This window comes from Lysinibacillus sp. NPDC097279, from assembly GCF_044761745.1.
GTDB lineage: Bacteria > Bacillota > Bacilli > Bacillales_A > Planococcaceae > Lysinibacillus.
The window spans coordinates 81,521-98,093 of record NZ_JBIWDA010000008.1 but is presented as its reverse complement, the minus strand read 5'-3'; the positions used below and the strand labels follow the sequence as shown (position 1 = coordinate 98,093).

Below are 16,573 nucleotides of genomic sequence, written 5' to 3'. Positions count from 1 at the left end.
ATTTCTCAAGCTATATCAACAAAAAAATCTGCGTTCGAAATGAGCGCAGACATAATAATTTAATATCAAATTTCTACAATTTTTTCTTTCTGTAATGCTTGGATTGTCAGCTCAATGCCTTCTGCAAATGTTTTTTTCGGCTTCCAGCCAATCGCATTAGCAAGCTTTTCATTATTTAAAAATGAATGCTCAATATCCCCTTCTCTTGCTGGGGCATATTGGATTTCTAATGGATGATTTAAATGTTGTAATAATAATATCACTTGATGAAGTGACCACGCTTCGTTTGTTGAAACATTGTAGATACCTTGAAGTCTAGCTTCTACTCCAGCATAAATGGCATCTGCAATATCATCTACGTAGATGAAATCACGCGTCTGTTCACCGTCGCCATAAATAGTAAAAGGTCTACCTTCAAGACTACTTTTCAACATACTAGGGATAACAGCCGCCTCCCCTTGCATACGTTGTCTTGGACCAAAAACATTTGCAAAACGATAGATGAGCGTTGGTAAACGATAATCACGCTGCCACTTTTCACAATATGTTTCACCAATGCTTTTATTTAGCCCATACATCGAAACTGGCTCACTAATATCTGTTTCCTCTAACGGTGGATAGTGACTATTACCATATACCGCTGCAGAAGATGCGAACACGAAATGCTTCACATTGTATTTAGTTGAATAAAAGAGCATTTGGCTTAGCCCCACGATATTTGTTAATATGTCCTTCATTGGCTCTTGGATAGAGAGCTGAACGCTCGTTTGCGCCGCACAATGAACGACTACATCAAATGCTACTTCCTTAAAGAAATGCTCACATACTTCATCTTCAACATTTAATAAGTACGATTTATGTTCGAAATCAATATTCCGTAAATGTCCTGTACTTAAATTATCAATTATATAAATATTGGCGCCTTCTTCAAAAAAACGCCTCGCCACGGCACTACCAATAAACCCATAGCCACCTGTCACTAATACATTCATCCCATCGCCCCCAAAAACAATATGATGTTTTATATGCATTAATTGCTAAAAATATGCAAGGAACATACTACTGGATTATTTTAACAGACCTTCGTCCGCAGGTAAAAGTTTAATGAGCATTCTATTAAAAGACAAAAATCCACACAGTCTTCCAAGCATGTACACAAGAGAATCGCAAGCGTTAGCTAGCGACCCACCTCATACTATGCTCATGGAAGCCGAGCGGATTTTCACAAAACTTATTCTTTATTTTTTTACAACATGGGCTAACATTATTACGCAGGGTTTACTTCTAGTTCAACTGAAATTTTAATATCTTTCCCTACAAGTACTCCACCAGTTTCTAAAGCAGCATTCCAAGTTAAACCGAAGTCTTCACGGTTAATTGTCGTTTCTGCCTCGAAACCATATACTTCCTGACCCCATGGGTTTGTACCTTTACCATTGAATTCAGTATTGAAAGTAACTGGTTTTGTAACATCCTTAATTGTTAAATCACCAGTTAAGGCATACTCATCACCTGATTTTTTTGTAATACTTGTTGATTTAAACGTAATATTTGGGTATTTTTCTGTATCAAAGAAATCAGCTGCTTTTAAGTGATTATCGCGATCTTCGCTACGAGTGTTAATGCTTGCTGCATCAATTGTAATGCTAATGTTTGCTGTTGTTAAATCTGCAAGATCTGCTGCTTCGATATCAGCTGAATAAGAATCGAATACACCTTTTACTTTTGATACCATCATGTGTTTTACTTGAAAGTTAATTGCTGAGTGTCCTAAATCGATATTCCATTTTGCCATTTTAAATTCCTCCAATTTGAATTGTTTTATATCTCGAATTCGAGATATATGTTAAAATATGAAGTAACTACTCTAATTATGTTACCCAAAAATAAATGGGTTAAACATATGTAGTTACTTCGCAGTACATCTTAGCTAATTTTCCGTTACTAAAAGTAATCAATTACTTTATGTAACTTACTATATATTAATAATTAATTTACGTCAAGTAATTTATTTAATTTATTCTTAACGTCATTCTTACTCATTTTAATGAAGATGCAAAAGGAAAGCTGATGTCCGATGCTTTACGAAGGTTTACCGACGATTCATAGGCTTTTATCGGCGAGTTCTCCTGTCCAATCGGCGAAACGCGAACTGTAACAGGCGATTCATAAGCTTCTATCGGCGATTTTCAACTTAGTTAACGTTTCACTAATTTCCCTTGTACAACAAATCGATGGTCATCACTAATTACGGAATCTTTACATGTAGAAAGCGTAATAATTTTATCGTCTGGTCCTATATCTACATTCATATCAATTGTAGAACGCTTTTGAACTTCTCCGATAAACTGAAGAAATTCCTCGTCTGTTTTAAATTCTGTTTCAATATAATAAAAATCAATTGTTGTCTCATAAGCAGCAAATACTTCAATATCATACCCTTCATATAATGTATCTAAATAAATTGTACGATGTGCATCGGCATAATCTTGATTCAAGTAATTTTTCAAACTACCAAACATCGTCCCATCTTTCATGGCATGACCATACAAAATGGTATTACGACTAATATCAAGAGTGTCATTTCGATAATCCATAAAAACACTGCCTGCACGACTTTCCCTATCTTTAAAATTATGGTTTAAATAAAATTCATTGTTATCCGCATGTAAAATTGGATTGTTGAGCTTTGTATTATCTACTGAAATCCAGCCAACTATGCGCTTATTTACAGCTAATAAATCATGAAACTGAGGTCTAATCGTATATTTGGTTTCTATTTCAGTATTTGAAATGTCTTCCTCAACTACTTCTTCTTGAATCGTCGCCAATGTTTCAGCGTAAATCGTTTGCACTTCTTTTAAAGATTTTGATGATTCATAGTATGTGTAGACATACTTTACTAGCACAAAGCCAGAGTATAAAAATATAGACAAGTATAAAACTGTTAAAAGCTTTGATTTCCATTTTTTCATCGTTTCACCAACTTAAATACCAAGAGGCACCATATAAAGACCGAGCTGTTCATCTTCATTGAAGATTGCGTCAACTCCATAGACTTCTTTAATAACTTCCTTTGTGATGACGTCACGCGGTGCGCCCTCAGCTATAATTTGTCCTGCTTTCATCAAAATAATATGATCACTATAACGAATTGCTTGGTTAATATCATGAAGCACCATAACAATTGTTAAACCATGTTCTTCGTTCAATTCTTTTACAAGCTCCAATAACTCCATTTGATAATAAATATCTAAATACGTAGTCGGCTCGTCTAAGCATAAAATTTCAGATTGCTGTGCTAATGCCATCGCGATCCAAACTCGTTGTCGTTCACCGCCTGATAGCGCTTCTAAATCATTTTTTCGCTTTTCTAATAAGTTTGTACATGCTAATGCCCAATCAATCGCTTTTTCATCTTCCTCATGATTACGTTTTAACATTGTATTATGCGGAAGGCGCCCAAAACTCACTAATTTTTCAATGGTTAAATCTTTTGGGACATCATTTTGTTGATAAACAATTGCTAGCTTTTTAGCAAACTCTTTTGGCTTATAATGGACTAAGTCTTTATTTTCTAAAGAAACATGCCCCGATTTCGGCATATTATTTCGTGACATCACACTTAGTAATGTTGATTTCCCACAGCCATTCGGACCAATTATCGTTGTAATTTTGCCCTTTTGAATGCTCGTTGAGACTCCATCTAAATGATTGCGTGTATTATCATGCGAGACGATAAGGTCGTGCATTTCCATTTTCTTCACTCTTTTCGTAAAAGGAATATTAAGAACGGGCCACCGATAATTGCCATAATAGTTGATGCAGGGATTTCAATTGGTGCAACGATTGTTCGACCAATTGTATCTGCCACTAAAATTAATAAGGCACCTGCTAATGCCGTAAACGGTATTAGGTATCGATGATCATGTCCAACTAAACGTCGGGCAATGTGTGGAACTAATAAGCCGACAAAGGAAATAACACCTGCAACGACCACTGACACGGCTGCTAATAATACAGCAACTGCGGCAATAATTAAACGCGCGCGTGCTACGTTAAAGCCGAGACTTTTTGCCGTTTTATCTTGTAGAACGAGAAGATTACACCAGCTATATAACGCAAATGCTGCGACTAAGCCTATCGTTCCGTATGTTGCAATAGTCGTCACATCTTTCCATGTCCGCATTGTTAAATTGGATCCGACGACACTAGAAGCAGATGTATTCAATGAGCCACCTAGACTTAAAAATGCTTCTGTTAGACCAGTAAACATCGCATTAATCGCAATCCCTACTAATATTAATTTTAAAGGACTCAATCCCGATTTCCAAGACAAGGCAAACACTAGCGCACAAGCAAATGCTCCACCTATAAACGCTAATATCGGTGTCATAAAAAAGAGAGCTGGAAAAAATGAAATAATAAATAATTGTACAAATGCTGCTCCTGATGAAATACCTATGACGCCAGCGTCTGCTAGCGGATTACGCATAACTGATTGCAATAATACACCTGAAACAGAAAGCGCAGCACCTGCAAATAAAGCGACTAGAATACGAGGAAAACGCAAATCACGTATTGCCTCCATCTGACTATTTCCTTCTTCAAACAATGCACCTATAAATTCAAAAAAGCCCATTTTAATACTACCTGTCGTGGCTGAGTAAATCATCGAAATTAGTAACAATAATATTACCAATGCAAAACTTATTATTTTTTTCGTCATATCGGATTCCTTTTTCTAATCGAATTCCGCAAAATCACATTGCACAGTGAATGTGCAGCTTAGAATTGCGTCGATTTTACTTATTTAAAAGATTCGCTCACTACGACTGCTCAGGAACGAAAAAATACTATGTAATAGAAATATAAGAAAAGCGCTCTACGGCAAGAGTTATCTTGCAATACGAGCGACAATTTCAGCTTACTTATTAGCGATAAAAAATTTCCATTAACTGTCCTAAAGCCTGTGGCACCTGTAAGGAAGCTGTCGTTCCAAATAATTCTTCTTCCAAATCATATACTTTACCATTTTTCACTGCGTCAAAATGCTTCCAAATATCATTTGTTTTAAATTCTTCATCAAACATTTTAACAACTTCATCAGGCATGCCGTGTGATAGACGTAAAATAATATCAGGGTTGCTATTATGCAAGTACTCCGTATTTGACGATAAATACTCTGCTTCTTGCCCCTCCATTACATTTATTCCCCCCGCACGTTTGACAAGGTCGCCAGCATAAGAATTTTCAGTTGCTACTAAGTAACTTCCTGGAATACCAAGTAATATTAAAACACGAGGTCCTTCTTTATTGGCAGCGACAGTTTGTACAGCATCAATGTTCTTTTGTAGACCCGCCACTAATTCTTCTGCTTGAGCTGACCGATCATATCGCTCACCTAATGTTTTTATTTCAGCCATCATCGCATCAACACTTTGCAAATTTAAAAAATTCACAGGTATTTTTAGCTGTTCAAATTTATCTTGTAAATCATATTGTAATGTGGACACTGATAATACATCGGTAGGAGTTAATGATTTTACAATTTCCATATCTGGCTCCATTGCATTACCTATTGTAGGTAAACCTTCAAAGCGCTTTGCTAATACTTTTCCTGTTTCTGGTACTGCAATAGCATCAAGCTCTAGCTTATCTAAAATATCAGCTATAACAACTGTACCTGCAATAATACGATTTTCACTTGGTGTATTTGCTACTGATTCTTCAGCTTTTTTAGTAGATGCTTCATTCTTTGCTTGCTCGCCCCCACCGCTACAACCAGCAATTAAAAATACTGTCATAAGCGCTATCAATGCCAGCCAGTTTTTTTGTTTTTTTGACATATAGTCATCTCCTACTTTGTTCAGTATTTTTGGAATTTCTTAAGCGACGAATGAGTAACCAGCCCGATAGTAAACAAATGACCACTAACAATAGTAATTTCACTTTATCTAACTGGGCAAGTTGTTGATCTACATTCGTTTTATTTTCAGCCTGCTCAATTGTTGGTTGCTTTTCTTCTTCAGTTACAGTAGGTTCTTCTTCTACCTTGTCCTCAGCACTTGCATCAAGTGTACGGTCAAAAGCTAACTGTTCTTCTGGTAATGCTGTGAAAGGAGACTGAACTGTTGGCAATGACTGCAAATTAACATTTGTTATAGGTTCCTCTGTTTTTTCCTCTAATGGCTTCTCTATTTTGTCACTTGAGGCGTCTGGAGGCTTCACACTATCATCTTGCTTAGGAGGCTCCGCTTTGATTGGTTTTTCTAAAATATTCGCCACTTGTTGCGCATTAAATTGTAAATCAACAAAATATTGATGATGGTATGCAATATCTGGAATATCCACTTGTACCCACATACGCAATGGTCTTGTTAAATCAACTACTTCAAATTCGACAATTCTCTCATTTCCCACAATAGATACAAGTGTTGGTTCCACCTGTGTCCCTCGTTGATCAACTGTTAACCCCGTTACCCAAGCAGATTTTAAAATGGTCATCTGGGCATAGTATTTGCCGTCTTTTTCTATCACCTTTGCCACTGGATTGACATACGTATTCATAATGGATTGCTCTTTTTTTCCATCAGCGTACAAAATATAATCAATTGACCATTGTTTTTTAGGTGTAGTTTCTTCTATTATATTGTCTTGTTCATTTTCTTCGATTGGTGCTTTTAATATGATACGAAGTTGCTGAGCAAATTGAAAACTTTCCTCTACAGATTCTGAAGCTAAAAGACCCTTTATAATAATAGGTTCTTCTAAATCTTTTACATCAAACTGAACTAAATTTTCAGTCCATTTTAAAATTGAAGAAGACCATTTTTCCGATTGTTCAATATGTATCTCTTGTAAACTATATGAATGATTTATCGCCATAGACAAAGTATATTGGCCATTCACTATGTTAATTGTTGCCTCTTCATTGAAAAATCGATTTGGTTCCACTCCATCAAGGGATGAGAAACTTAGTTCAACTTGATAGCTCCCATTTTTTAACAAACTACCTACTTCGGCTTGTGCATGTAACGGCAATTGAGGGATAAACACCAAGATTATTGCACTGATAAAAGACAATAAAAAGATAACTTTTTTATTGTATGTTTTCATAAAATACCCCCAATTTCTATAGAAGCAACAGTAACTTCCTTCCTCATCTAAGTGAGAAAGGAAGTTGCTATTGTTTAATTCTTATTCTTATTCTTCAAATTCATAGAAGAATTTTAAAGAGTTATTTAAAATTTTAGCCATTTGTCCACGAGTTAATGGTTTGTTTGCATTGATGTAAGTTTTACCATCTTTCGCAACAGATCCTGTCATAATGCCTTCTTTGTTCAGTAATGAGAAAGCTTCTTTCGCTTCATCATTCGCAATTGTAGCTACATCAGCATATGGTAATGAAATTTGAACATTTAAGTCGCCTTCAGTGACAGCTTGGATAGCACGGTAAATCATTAATGCACCTTGTTGACGTGTTAAAATGCCATTTGGATTGAATTTTTCACGTGATTCTACGATGCCATATTCAGCAAGAGCGTTAATGGCATTTTCTGCTTCAATACCTTTAATATCTTGGAAGCCAGCAACTTCAGTAGCTTCTAACTCTAAAGTACGTGCAATCATTAATGCAAATTGAGCACGTGTTAAATTGTTATTTGGATTAAATTTATCTTGCGGCATGATAATCTCATAAGCTAGTAAGTTAAGGATTGCTTCTTTATTTTCGTTGTTATCGATATCTTTAAATGGATTTTCACCTGTTGTTTCTTCAGTATCTGTAACTGGTTTGCTTAAATCTACATTAAAGCTAAATTGTACAGTATGAACTGAATCATATTTTACGCCCGCTGCAGGCTCATCTACGATAATATGAATTTCAGCGTTTGCAAGTGCTTTTAAATCTTTTACTTCAAAAGTATAAATACGTTCATTTGTTTCTTTATCTTCTTCTTCTAAAACAGCGTCTTTACCGTCTACTTTAAATGATTGAACATACTGCCCTTTAGGGAATACCATTCCTACAACGTATGTGCCATCTGCATCTCCAACAACTACAGTAGAACTAATGTAGTTTTTCATGATGGATTCTTCTTTCGTTCCATCTTTATAAACTGTTACAGTACCTTCATATAAATCAACATCTTCTTCTTCGTCAGTAACAACTGTTTCCTCTTTTTCAGGTTGTTCTTCTTTTACTTCCTCAGTTGGTTCTGTAACCTCAGTTGTCGCAACTGGTTGGAAATCAAAGTCATACCATTTATCCATGTTTGCTTGAGAAGCAACTACATGTACTTTTGCCCCCGTTTTTACTTTTGGATCTACTGGGAATGACACGATGCTTGAACCATCTTGTTGCTTTTCAATTGTCGCATCTACATATTTATCGCCTTGTTTTATTTGGAAACCAGGAATCATTGCAGCAAATTGAGCTGGAATCGTTAGTTTCACTGTATATGTACCATCTTTCTCAACAAGTAAGCCTGTTCCAGCAAAATACTTATCCATGTATCCTGCTTCATCTGTACCAGGTTTAAATGTTTGGAACTTTACAACTGTCCCTTCTGTTGTTTCAGCCGTAGCTTCCACTTTTACATCTGTAGATATAGTTGTCGTTGTTGTGTCAGCCACCTTTGCTGATGCAAATGTTGGAACTGAAAGTGATGCTGCTAATAATGAAGCAAGTACGATTTTTGTTGCACGAGATTGACGATTTTTAGCCATTATTGACCCTCCATTTTTGTTTTGTATTTAGTTCTATAAAGTAAAAATGCTGATCCTGCAAATGCAACTAGTAATAAATAAGGCATCGCATCGCTTGTTTGTGGATTAGACACTTGACTTTCAGATCCTGTTGACGTTTTCGTATTATTTGTTGCTGTTGTTGTAGCTGCTGAACTTCCTGATACCGCTGCATCAAATACTAGTGAAACGCTATACTCATGGTGATAATTAATATCATCGATATCAATTTTCATAGATGTTACAACTGGCTTTGATAAATCTTTTACTGTGAATTGTACAACACGTGTATCAGCTGTTTTATCTTCGCTAACAACTGCTGCTCCACCTGGTGGTTGAAATTTAGTAATCCAAGCACTATTCTTTAATGTAATTTGTACAGTCGCTGTACCATCTTTCACTGTCACCGTTGCTGGCTTTACGAAATAATCATTCGCAATAGATGCTGAGCTACTATCTGGTTTATTCACCTGATATTTTACAGAATATGTGCCATCAGCCATTTGAGCAGATGCATGTGGTAACGCTAAATTAAAAATAACCATACTGACTAGCATGACCAACATCATTATTTTCTTCATGTGTTGCACGCCCCCTCTAATAATTATGGAAAATTTTTATTTAATTTCCATTAAACATTATAATTGATACGAATTATATTCTCAATATTTCCATGAAATCAATATTATGAGAATGAAAACGAAAATAATTCTCAATTACACTATCTATCCAAAGAATAATCTCTGTTACCTTAGTATGTCAACTAGCAATCCAAAAACGTCCTCAATATGTCAAAATTTCCTCATAAAAAAAAGAATATCACTGTTAAACATCAGTAATATCCCTTCATTTTATTATTTAGCAAAAACTTCAAACACCCCAATTAAAATTAATAACCATCCTGAAATTGCTGTCGAGTACATGCCAATATATGTTTTTGAAAGAAGGGCACCAAAATGAATTCCTACGCCAACAGTAATAAAGGAAAAGATTCCAATTGAGATAACCGTCCATATAGCTGAAATACCATTCGCTCCAATGGCAATTCCGCCTGCTAAACAGTTTGCCGATAAAACAAAGCCAAGTGTCATTGCTTCTCTAATTGAAATAATGTAGTTTTTATCTTCATCAAACACTTCAGGATTTTTCGCGATGCCGTTTTTGGAAAGGCGGTTAGAGAATAGCGTATACACCCCAATCGCACACAGCAAAAGACTTCCCAAAAGATTGGCTGTGTGTGGAGAAATATACTCTACTACTGTACTACCAGCCGTTACTGCCACATAAGTGACAATCATTGAAATGATGGCAATGACTGCGTTCGATACAATAGGAATCCTCACTCGCTTAACACCATATGCAAGGCCAATCCCTAAATTATCTAAATTGGCAGCTATACCAATCAGAATAATGGTTATCCAATGCATGATTTCCCTCCTGTCCATAACGCTTCGGCATAAATACGTCAAGAAATGCGTTTACCCATTGCTATAATATGAGGAGCAAATTTTGTTCAAGTAGGCGTTCATCTGTGATGCGATGTAATCATCAAAGAAAAAGTCTCTTTTCCGCGGTAGTATCTCGGGTTTCCGCGTTTGAAGCACCTTTTTCCGCGATAGCACCTCGGGTTTCCGCGTTTCAAGCACCTTTTTCCGCGGTAGCACCACGGGTTTCCGCGAAACAAAAAACCACCTACTGTAAGAAATAGATTTTCTACAGTAGGTGGTTCTGAATAATTTTATTTAACAAAAAATTCTTTCACTTGATCTAACATAATATTTGCAGCTAGAATGCCTCCTGCTGTATTCCAAATGACATCATCCACTTTATGTGCGTTGCCTTCTTGAACAGCAGTTAGGTTTTTCCAAAGTGGATCTTGTGTCCACTCTTGTTCAGTTGCTAATGCAGCATCATCACCCGTTGGCATGTATGTGAAGTAGAATATAACATCCCCATCCATTTGAGGAATTGCTTCTTTTCCTAAATCAATAGCCAATTTCCCTAATTTTGCATTATCTTTAAATAAGTCTGCTTGAGCTGGAACACGTTTAAATCCTAATTCATCAAAAATAACACCAGAGAATGAATCAGTGTAGTAGATGCGAGATTTATCTGCCATAAAACGTACAAACGAAATTTCTTTATTCGTTTGATCACCTAGTTCTTCTTTTAATGCTTGTAATTTATCTTCGTAGGCTGTTAATACTTCTTCACCTTTAGCTTCTTGATTTACTGCTTTTGCATATAATTTAAAATTCTCTTTCCAGTCACCACGTAATGTTTCAGAAAAAATTGTTGGTGCAATTTTGCTAAGTTTTGCATAGTCTTTTTCTTGTCTTAGTTTATTACCAATAATTAAATCGGGCTTTAAAGAAGCAATTTTTTCAATATTAATCTCATGTTCTACACCAACGACTTCTACACCGTCCATTTGATCTTTGATATGGTCATACCATGGATCACCTGACCATGATTGAACTGCACCTACAGGCTTAATACCTAAAGCTAAAAGTGCTTCTGTACCTTCATTTGTCAGTACGACAATACGTTTTGGTGTATCTTTTACATCAGTTGTCCCCATTGCATGTTCGACACTATATGCATTGCCCTCTTTTGGACTTTCTTCCTTCTCGTTATCTTTCGAATTGCCACACGCTGCAAGAACAAAAATAGCCATTACAGCTAGCAATACCAATAGCTTATGAAATGCCTTTTGCATCTTTTTTTCCCCCAATGTATATGATAGAATGTTTGATGATAATGATTATCATTTTTAGTAAGAACGAATCAATAATATTGTAAGAATTTATTACTGTCAATATATTTTTAATCAAACGTTAGTGCATTCTATATAAAGAAAGAGTACGAATTTATGATATTAAAAAATAATGCTTCAAAGTCTATAGCGTTAATAGTAGGATTGCTTCTTTTACTTATTTGCATGGGAATAAGTATTGTCTATGGCTATGCAAATACCTCCATACAAACAACGATTGAATCTTTTACCCAGTTTAATAATTCTAACGAGCATATTATTATCCAAAATGTTCGTATCCCTAGAGCTTTAATTGCTACATGTGTAGGGGCTTCCTTAGCTATTACAGGGGTACTTATGCAAACATTAACGAAAAATCCACTCGCATCACCAGGGATTTTAGGAATTAATACTGGAGCAGGTTTTGCCGTCGTATTTGCCATGATTTTCTTCCATATTTCGAGTTTACAATCTCTAGCATGGGTTGCATTTTTAGGTGCTACAATTGCTGCTCTATCAGTTTATGGCATTAGTTCATCTGGACGTGACGCCGTAACACCAGTCAAAATAACGTTAGCTGGGGCCGCCATCAGCGCACTTTTCGCTTCTTTTACACAAGGTTTACTGGCAACAAACGAAGCTGAACTTGAGCAAGTACTGTTTTGGTTAGCTGGATCTGTACAAGGGAGAAAGCTAGAGATTCTAATATCTGTGTTACCATATTTAGTTATTGGTTGGATTGCTGCTCTCCTAATCTCTTCTAAAATGAATATTCTTGCCCTTGGGGATGATATAGCAAGAGGCTTAGGCTTACCACTAGGAATGATGAAATTAACAGTGGGCATTATTGTCATCTTTTTAGCAGGGGGTTCAGTTGCTATAGCTGGCCCAATTGGGTTTGTAGGAATTGTAGTACCGCATTTTGCGCGAAAGTTTGTTGGCACAGATCATCGCTGGCTTATTCCAATGGCTGCACTTTTAGGTGGCATATTATTATTGGTTGCTGATGTTGCAGCACGCTACATCATTATGCCGCAAGAAGTGCCTGTAGGCGTAATGACAGCCATGATTGGTACGCCATTCTTTATTTACCTTGCGCGAAAAGGTGGAAAAAAATAATGAAACAATTAAAAACAGTTCGTTTACTACAAAATAAAATATCCTTTTTATTAGATATAAAAGCTTCTAAAAAACTAACGTTTATTAGCCTCATTGCATTATTGGTTTTTTTCTTTAGTGCATCATTTGGAGATTCATTTATAAATCCGATAAAAGTATTGCAAACGATACTCGGACAAGGTTCGGATTTCGATCAATTAATTATTATTGACTTCCGACTGCCAAGAATTTTTATTGCGGCATTTGCAGGTATGGCGTTAGCCGTTGCGGGTGCTATTTTACAAGGCCTTATTAAAAATCCACTTGCTTCACCAGATATTATCGGTATTTCTGCTGGTGGTGGAGCTGCGGTAGTTGGGTTTTTAGCTATTTTTAGCGACTCTAATCATTCATTAACAGTTAGTATTGAATGGCTACCTCTCGCTGGATTTATCGGAGCTACTGTCGTTGCATTTATTGTGTATATCTTTGCTTGGAAAGATGGTGTGACAGCAACTCGTCTTGTTTTAATTGGTATTGGGGTTTCAGCTTTTATGCAGGCTATTACAACAATGTTAATGGTAATTGGTCCAATTTATCAAGCTAGTGAAGCCAATAAGTGGATTACAGGAAGCGTCAAAAGTGCTGATTGGAATCAAGTTCAAATTATAGTTCCGATTATTATCATCCTCCTGCTTCTAACAGTCTTTATTACTCGACAGTTAAATGTGCAAGAATTGGGTGATGATACAGCTGCTAGTTTAGGTCAAACTGTACAAAAAACTCGTTTTTTCCTATTACTTTTGAGTTCAAGTCTCGTTGCTTGTGCTATTTCATTTGCAGGCGCTATTGGTTTTGTCGGCTTAATGGCACCACATATTGCAAGACGGATTGTAGGTCCAGCATTCGGTGTATTAATTCCTACATCCGCTGCTATTGGTGCTTTATTAGTAATGGTTGCAGATATTATTGGACGAACTGCATTTAGTCCTTTAGAAGTGCCAGCAGGAGTATTTACAGCTGCTATTGGTGCCCCTTATTTCATCTACTTATTATTGCGAAACCCTAGAAAATAAAGGAGTCAAACTTCATGACTAAAACGTTAGAAACTAAATCACTTACATTAAATTATGGTGATTCCAATATAATTGAAGATCTTAATCTATCTATTCCTATGAATGAAATTACTGTGCTAATTGGGGCAAACGGTTGTGGAAAATCGACACTTTTGCGTTCAATTGCTCGATTATTAAAGCCGAAGCAAGGTACGGTATTATTAGATGGTCAAGATGTTTTTAAGTTATCGACGAAACAAGTAGCTAAAAAGCTTTCCATTCTTCCTCAATCACCCGTTGCTCCAGAAGGGTTAACAGTGTTACAACTTGTTAAACAAGGCCGTTATCCTCATCAAAGCTGGCGGAAGCAATGGACTGAAGAAGATGAAGCAATCGTGTTAAACGCCTTAAAAGCGACAGGCGTTGATCAGTTGCAAGATAAACCAGTGGACGAGCTTTCAGGTGGTCAACGTCAACGCGCTTGGATTGCTATGACACTAGCTCAAGATACAGATATTATTTTATTAGATGAACCTACAACATACTTAGATTTAACACATCAAATTGAAATTTTAGACTTACTCTTTGAGTTAAATAAACAAAATCGAACAATCGTTATGGTTCTACATGATATAAATTTAGCATGTCGATATGCTGATCACATTATTACGGTGCGTGACCGAGGCGTTTACCAACAAGGAAAACCTGAAGAAATTATGACAACCTCTTTAGTCAAACATGTTTTCGATTTAGAATGTCAGATGACAAATGATCCTATTTACGGAACGCCTTTATGTATCCCCTTTGGTAAAGGAAGAGTTATTTCTTAAAGCTTTTACCTAATCATTTTGTTAAAAAACTCTAATTAAAATGCCCCGTAAAGGTTAGATTTAATGTCTAACTTTTACGGGGCTATTTACTTGAAGAATACATTATAAGCAAAATAATTTTCAGCTGGATTTCTTTCACGTTACCCTGGCATGTGGTATATTTTATTCCCTTTAATGTTACAAAACTCTTATTGCTACTAGTATCATTTGAGGTTGTAATCGTCTTTTTCCAATTAAGAAGAAAGAAGCACTGTCATTTAATTACAAGATAATGTCACACTCCCGAGCACATCGAAATCTGCTACGACTGTATCACCTGGCTGAAAAGAAATCGCCTCAGACATCGCACCACTTAAAATAATATCGCCTTTTTTAAAGCCTTTTCCTACCTTGTCTAATTCTTTCACTGCCCACACAATGGCAGAAGCAGGATGTCCTAATACAGCCGCGCTTGAGCCTGTTTGCTCCACAGTGCTGTTTTTACTTAGTACCATGCCGATTTGTCCCAAATCAAGCATATGAGGAGAAACCCACTTACTACCAACAATAAATTTCGCCGAGGAACAATTATCTGCGATTACATCTGCTAATGTAAAGCGAAAATCTTTATAACGGCTATCTATTACTTCAAGGGCAGGTGCGACGTATTTTGTTGCCTTTACAACATCCGCCTCTGTAACTGCCTCCCCTGCCAAGTCCTCACCTAAAAAAAAGGCTATCTCAGGTTCAACTTTCGGATGAATGAGCTGTGAAAATTCAATCGTTTCCCATTCTAGCGCGAGCATATCACTATGTAAATAGCCATAAATCGCTTCGTTGACTCCCATCATCTGCTGCTTTGCTTTACTCGTTAACCCTAGCTTTACGCCTACTTGCTTCGTGCCATTCTCCTCTAGCTTACGCACTAGTAAAGCATCCTGTATCCGATAAGCCTCCTGTATCGTCAACTGTGGGTAGTCGTCTGTTAGCTTGATGACTTCCTTTACATCACGCTCTGCCTCAAATAAATAATCAACCATTTTTTGCTGATTTATTTGTACCGTCATTTTTACACCTCAATTTCCCTTTTTTTGGCGAGCTCAGCAGCGACATCGATAATCATATCCTCCTGACCACCTACTACTTTTTGTTTACCTAATTCAATCAGTATATCGCGTGGATCAAGATCAAATTTCTTCCCCGCACGCTCTGCATGAAGCAGGAAGCTTGAGTACACCCCTGCATACCCTAATGCTAAGCTACCTTTTCGAATTTCCTGCGAGCCTGGCAAGAGAGGGCCTACAATATTTTCTGCGACATCCATCATTTTATATAAATCAATACTTACATCAATTCCCATGCGGTCTAACACAGCTAATAGCACTTCTGTCTGTGTATTTCCTGCACCTGCTCCTAAACAGCGCACACTCCCGTCAATCCGTGTCGCTCCTTCCTCTATAGCAACGACCGTGTTCGCTACTGCCAAAGATAAATTGTTATGAGCGTGGAATCCTACTTCTATTTGCAACGATTGTCGTAAAGCGCGCACACGCTCACGCACCTCATGTGGCAGCAATGCGCCAGCAGAATCTGTTATATAGACCGCTTCAGCACCGTAGCTTTCCATTTTCTTCGCTTGCTCCACTAACTTTTCCACAGGTGCAGAATGAGCCATCATTAAAAAGCCTACTGTCTCCATCCCTAGCTCGCGTGCCTTGCTCATATGTTGTGCTGACACATCTGCCTCTGTTACATGTGTAGCCACACGCACTAAGCGAGCACCTAAATCATTTGCCTGCTTCAATTCGTGTACAGTACCAATGCCTGGTATTAACAGCACAGCAACTTTTGACTCGGTACATGCAGCAACAGCTGCTTCAATGAGCTTCATCTCATTCACGAGCGATTTGCCATACTGAAAAGTGGAGCCTCCAAGGCCATCTCCGTGACTTACTTCTATATAATGCATGCCTGCATCATCTAATCCTCTCACAACATCTCGTACTTGCTGCTCTGTAAATTGATGTGCCACGACATGACTGCCATCTCGGAGGCACACTTCTGTTAATCGAATGGGTTTATTAACTTGCAAATTCATGTATTCTACC

The 16,573-nt window shown here is 37.0% G+C and carries 16 protein-coding genes; 3 read left to right on the top strand and 13 right to left on the bottom strand.

Annotated elements, in window-relative coordinates; translation table 11 throughout:
- Positions 1-65 precede the first annotated feature (65 nt).
- From ACIQ1H_RS21175 to ACIQ1H_RS21125, 11 genes are all read right to left on the bottom strand, one after another.
- On the bottom strand, positions 66-992 hold the full coding sequence (locus ACIQ1H_RS21175; protein ID WP_402891707.1) for an NAD-dependent epimerase/dehydratase family protein: 927 nt from the start codon (positions 990-992) through the stop codon (positions 66-68).
- 275 nt (positions 993-1,267) lie between these two features.
- Positions 1,268-1,795: a YceI family protein gene (locus ACIQ1H_RS21170; RefSeq protein ID WP_173478050.1), complete on the bottom strand. Its 528-nt coding sequence runs from the start codon at positions 1,793-1,795 to the stop codon at positions 1,268-1,270.
- 403 nt (positions 1,796-2,198) lie between these two features.
- On the bottom strand, positions 2,199-2,975 hold the full coding sequence (gene srtB, locus ACIQ1H_RS21165) for a class B sortase (protein WP_402891704.1): 777 nt from the start codon (positions 2,973-2,975) through the stop codon (positions 2,199-2,201).
- 12 nt (positions 2,976-2,987) lie between these two features.
- Positions 2,988-3,758, bottom strand: coding sequence for an ABC transporter ATP-binding protein (locus tag ACIQ1H_RS21160; RefSeq protein WP_173478052.1), 771 nt, complete (start codon positions 3,756-3,758; stop codon positions 2,988-2,990).
- Between the two features lie 5 nt (positions 3,759-3,763).
- On the bottom strand, positions 3,764-4,729 hold the full coding sequence (locus tag ACIQ1H_RS21155; protein ID WP_173478053.1) for a FecCD family ABC transporter permease: 966 nt from the start codon (positions 4,727-4,729) through the stop codon (positions 3,764-3,766).
- Positions 4,730-4,934: 205 nt separating this feature from the next.
- Positions 4,935-5,849, bottom strand: coding sequence for a heme ABC transporter substrate-binding protein IsdE (gene isdE / locus ACIQ1H_RS21150; RefSeq protein WP_402891700.1), 915 nt, complete (start codon positions 5,847-5,849; stop codon positions 4,935-4,937).
- Between the two features lie 4 nt (positions 5,850-5,853).
- Complete coding sequence (locus tag ACIQ1H_RS21145; RefSeq protein WP_402891698.1) at positions 5,854-7,119, bottom strand: NEAT domain-containing protein; 1,266 nt, start codon at positions 7,117-7,119, stop codon at positions 5,854-5,856.
- A gap of 87 nt (positions 7,120-7,206) precedes the next feature.
- Positions 7,207-8,730 (bottom strand): NEAT domain-containing protein, encoded by a 1,524-nt coding sequence (locus ACIQ1H_RS21140; RefSeq protein ID WP_402891695.1) that lies wholly within the window; start codon positions 8,728-8,730, stop codon positions 7,207-7,209.
- Positions 8,730-9,329 carry a heme uptake protein IsdC gene (gene isdC / locus ACIQ1H_RS21135; RefSeq protein WP_402891692.1) on the bottom strand — a complete coding sequence of 200 codons (600 nt, stop codon included), beginning with the start codon at positions 9,327-9,329 and terminating at the stop codon, positions 8,730-8,732. The genes ACIQ1H_RS21140 and isdC overlap by 1 nt, the downstream gene beginning before the upstream one ends.
- A gap of 273 nt (positions 9,330-9,602) precedes the next feature.
- Complete coding sequence (locus ACIQ1H_RS21130; RefSeq protein ID WP_173478057.1) at positions 9,603-10,175, bottom strand: manganese efflux pump; 573 nt, start codon at positions 10,173-10,175, stop codon at positions 9,603-9,605.
- A gap of 311 nt (positions 10,176-10,486) precedes the next feature.
- The gene (locus ACIQ1H_RS21125) at positions 10,487-11,467 is read right to left on the bottom strand and encodes an ABC transporter substrate-binding protein (protein WP_402891686.1); all 981 of its coding nucleotides are present in this window, start codon (positions 11,465-11,467) and stop codon (positions 10,487-10,489) included.
- 153 nt (positions 11,468-11,620) lie between these two features.
- Between ACIQ1H_RS21125 and ACIQ1H_RS21120 the strand changes: the two genes are divergently transcribed.
- The 3 genes from ACIQ1H_RS21120 to ACIQ1H_RS21110 are packed head-to-tail and all read left to right on the top strand — an operon-like array spanning position 11,621 to position 14,486.
- Positions 11,621-12,622, top strand: coding sequence for a FecCD family ABC transporter permease (locus tag ACIQ1H_RS21120; protein WP_402891685.1), 1,002 nt, complete (start codon positions 11,621-11,623; stop codon positions 12,620-12,622).
- Positions 12,622-13,677: a FecCD family ABC transporter permease gene (locus ACIQ1H_RS21115; RefSeq protein ID WP_173478060.1), complete on the top strand. Its 1,056-nt coding sequence runs from the start codon at positions 12,622-12,624 to the stop codon at positions 13,675-13,677. Before ACIQ1H_RS21120 ends, ACIQ1H_RS21115 begins: the two co-directional genes overlap by 1 nt.
- A 14-nt stretch (positions 13,678-13,691) precedes the next feature.
- Positions 13,692-14,486, top strand: a complete 795-nt coding sequence (locus tag ACIQ1H_RS21110; RefSeq protein WP_173478061.1) for an ABC transporter ATP-binding protein — start codon at positions 13,692-13,694, stop codon at positions 14,484-14,486.
- 257 nt (positions 14,487-14,743) lie between these two features.
- Here the strand turns inward: ACIQ1H_RS21110 and ACIQ1H_RS21105 are convergent, their stop codons facing one another.
- Positions 14,744-15,532 carry a 2-keto-4-pentenoate hydratase gene (locus ACIQ1H_RS21105; protein ID WP_402891681.1) on the bottom strand — a complete coding sequence of 263 codons (789 nt, stop codon included), beginning with the start codon at positions 15,530-15,532 and terminating at the stop codon, positions 14,744-14,746.
- A 2-nt stretch (positions 15,533-15,534) separates the two neighbouring features.
- Positions 15,535-16,563 (bottom strand): 4-hydroxy-2-oxovalerate aldolase, encoded by a 1,029-nt coding sequence (gene dmpG / locus ACIQ1H_RS21100; protein WP_402891678.1) that lies wholly within the window; start codon positions 16,561-16,563, stop codon positions 15,535-15,537.
- Between the last annotated feature and the right edge of the window lie 10 nt (positions 16,564-16,573).

Coding starts and splice junctions, on each gene's coding strand:
- ACIQ1H_RS21175 (WP_402891707.1), bottom strand. CDS start 992: ATGAATGTATTAGTGACAGGTGGCTATGGGTTTATTGGTAGTGCCGTG.
- ACIQ1H_RS21170 (WP_173478050.1), bottom strand. CDS start 1,795: ATGGCAAAATGGAATATCGATTTAGGACACTCAGCAATTAACTTTCAA.
- srtB (WP_402891704.1), bottom strand. CDS start 2,975: ATGAAAAAATGGAAATCAAAGCTTTTAACAGTTTTATACTTGTCTATA.
- ACIQ1H_RS21160 (WP_173478052.1), bottom strand. CDS start 3,758: ATGGAAATGCACGACCTTATCGTCTCGCATGATAATACACGCAATCAT.
- ACIQ1H_RS21155 (WP_173478053.1), bottom strand. CDS start 4,729: ATGACGAAAAAAATAATAAGTTTTGCATTGGTAATATTATTGTTACTA.
- isdE (WP_402891700.1), bottom strand. CDS start 5,849: ATGTCAAAAAAACAAAAAAACTGGCTGGCATTGATAGCGCTTATGACA.
- ACIQ1H_RS21145 (WP_402891698.1), bottom strand. CDS start 7,119: ATGAAAACATACAATAAAAAAGTTATCTTTTTATTGTCTTTTATCAGT.
- ACIQ1H_RS21140 (WP_402891695.1), bottom strand. CDS start 8,730: ATGGCTAAAAATCGTCAATCTCGTGCAACAAAAATCGTACTTGCTTCA.
- isdC (WP_402891692.1), bottom strand. CDS start 9,329: ATGAAGAAAATAATGATGTTGGTCATGCTAGTCAGTATGGTTATTTTT.
- ACIQ1H_RS21130 (WP_173478057.1), bottom strand. CDS start 10,175: ATGCATTGGATAACCATTATTCTGATTGGTATAGCTGCCAATTTAGAT.
- ACIQ1H_RS21125 (WP_402891686.1), bottom strand. CDS start 11,467: ATGCAAAAGGCATTTCATAAGCTATTGGTATTGCTAGCTGTAATGGCT.
- ACIQ1H_RS21120 (WP_402891685.1), top strand. CDS start 11,621: ATGATATTAAAAAATAATGCTTCAAAGTCTATAGCGTTAATAGTAGGA.
- ACIQ1H_RS21115 (WP_173478060.1), top strand. CDS start 12,622: ATGAAACAATTAAAAACAGTTCGTTTACTACAAAATAAAATATCCTTT.
- ACIQ1H_RS21110 (WP_173478061.1), top strand. CDS start 13,692: ATGACTAAAACGTTAGAAACTAAATCACTTACATTAAATTATGGTGAT.
- ACIQ1H_RS21105 (WP_402891681.1), bottom strand. CDS start 15,532: ATGACGGTACAAATAAATCAGCAAAAAATGGTTGATTATTTATTTGAG.
- dmpG (WP_402891678.1), bottom strand. CDS start 16,563: ATGAATTTGCAAGTTAATAAACCCATTCGATTAACAGAAGTGTGCCTC.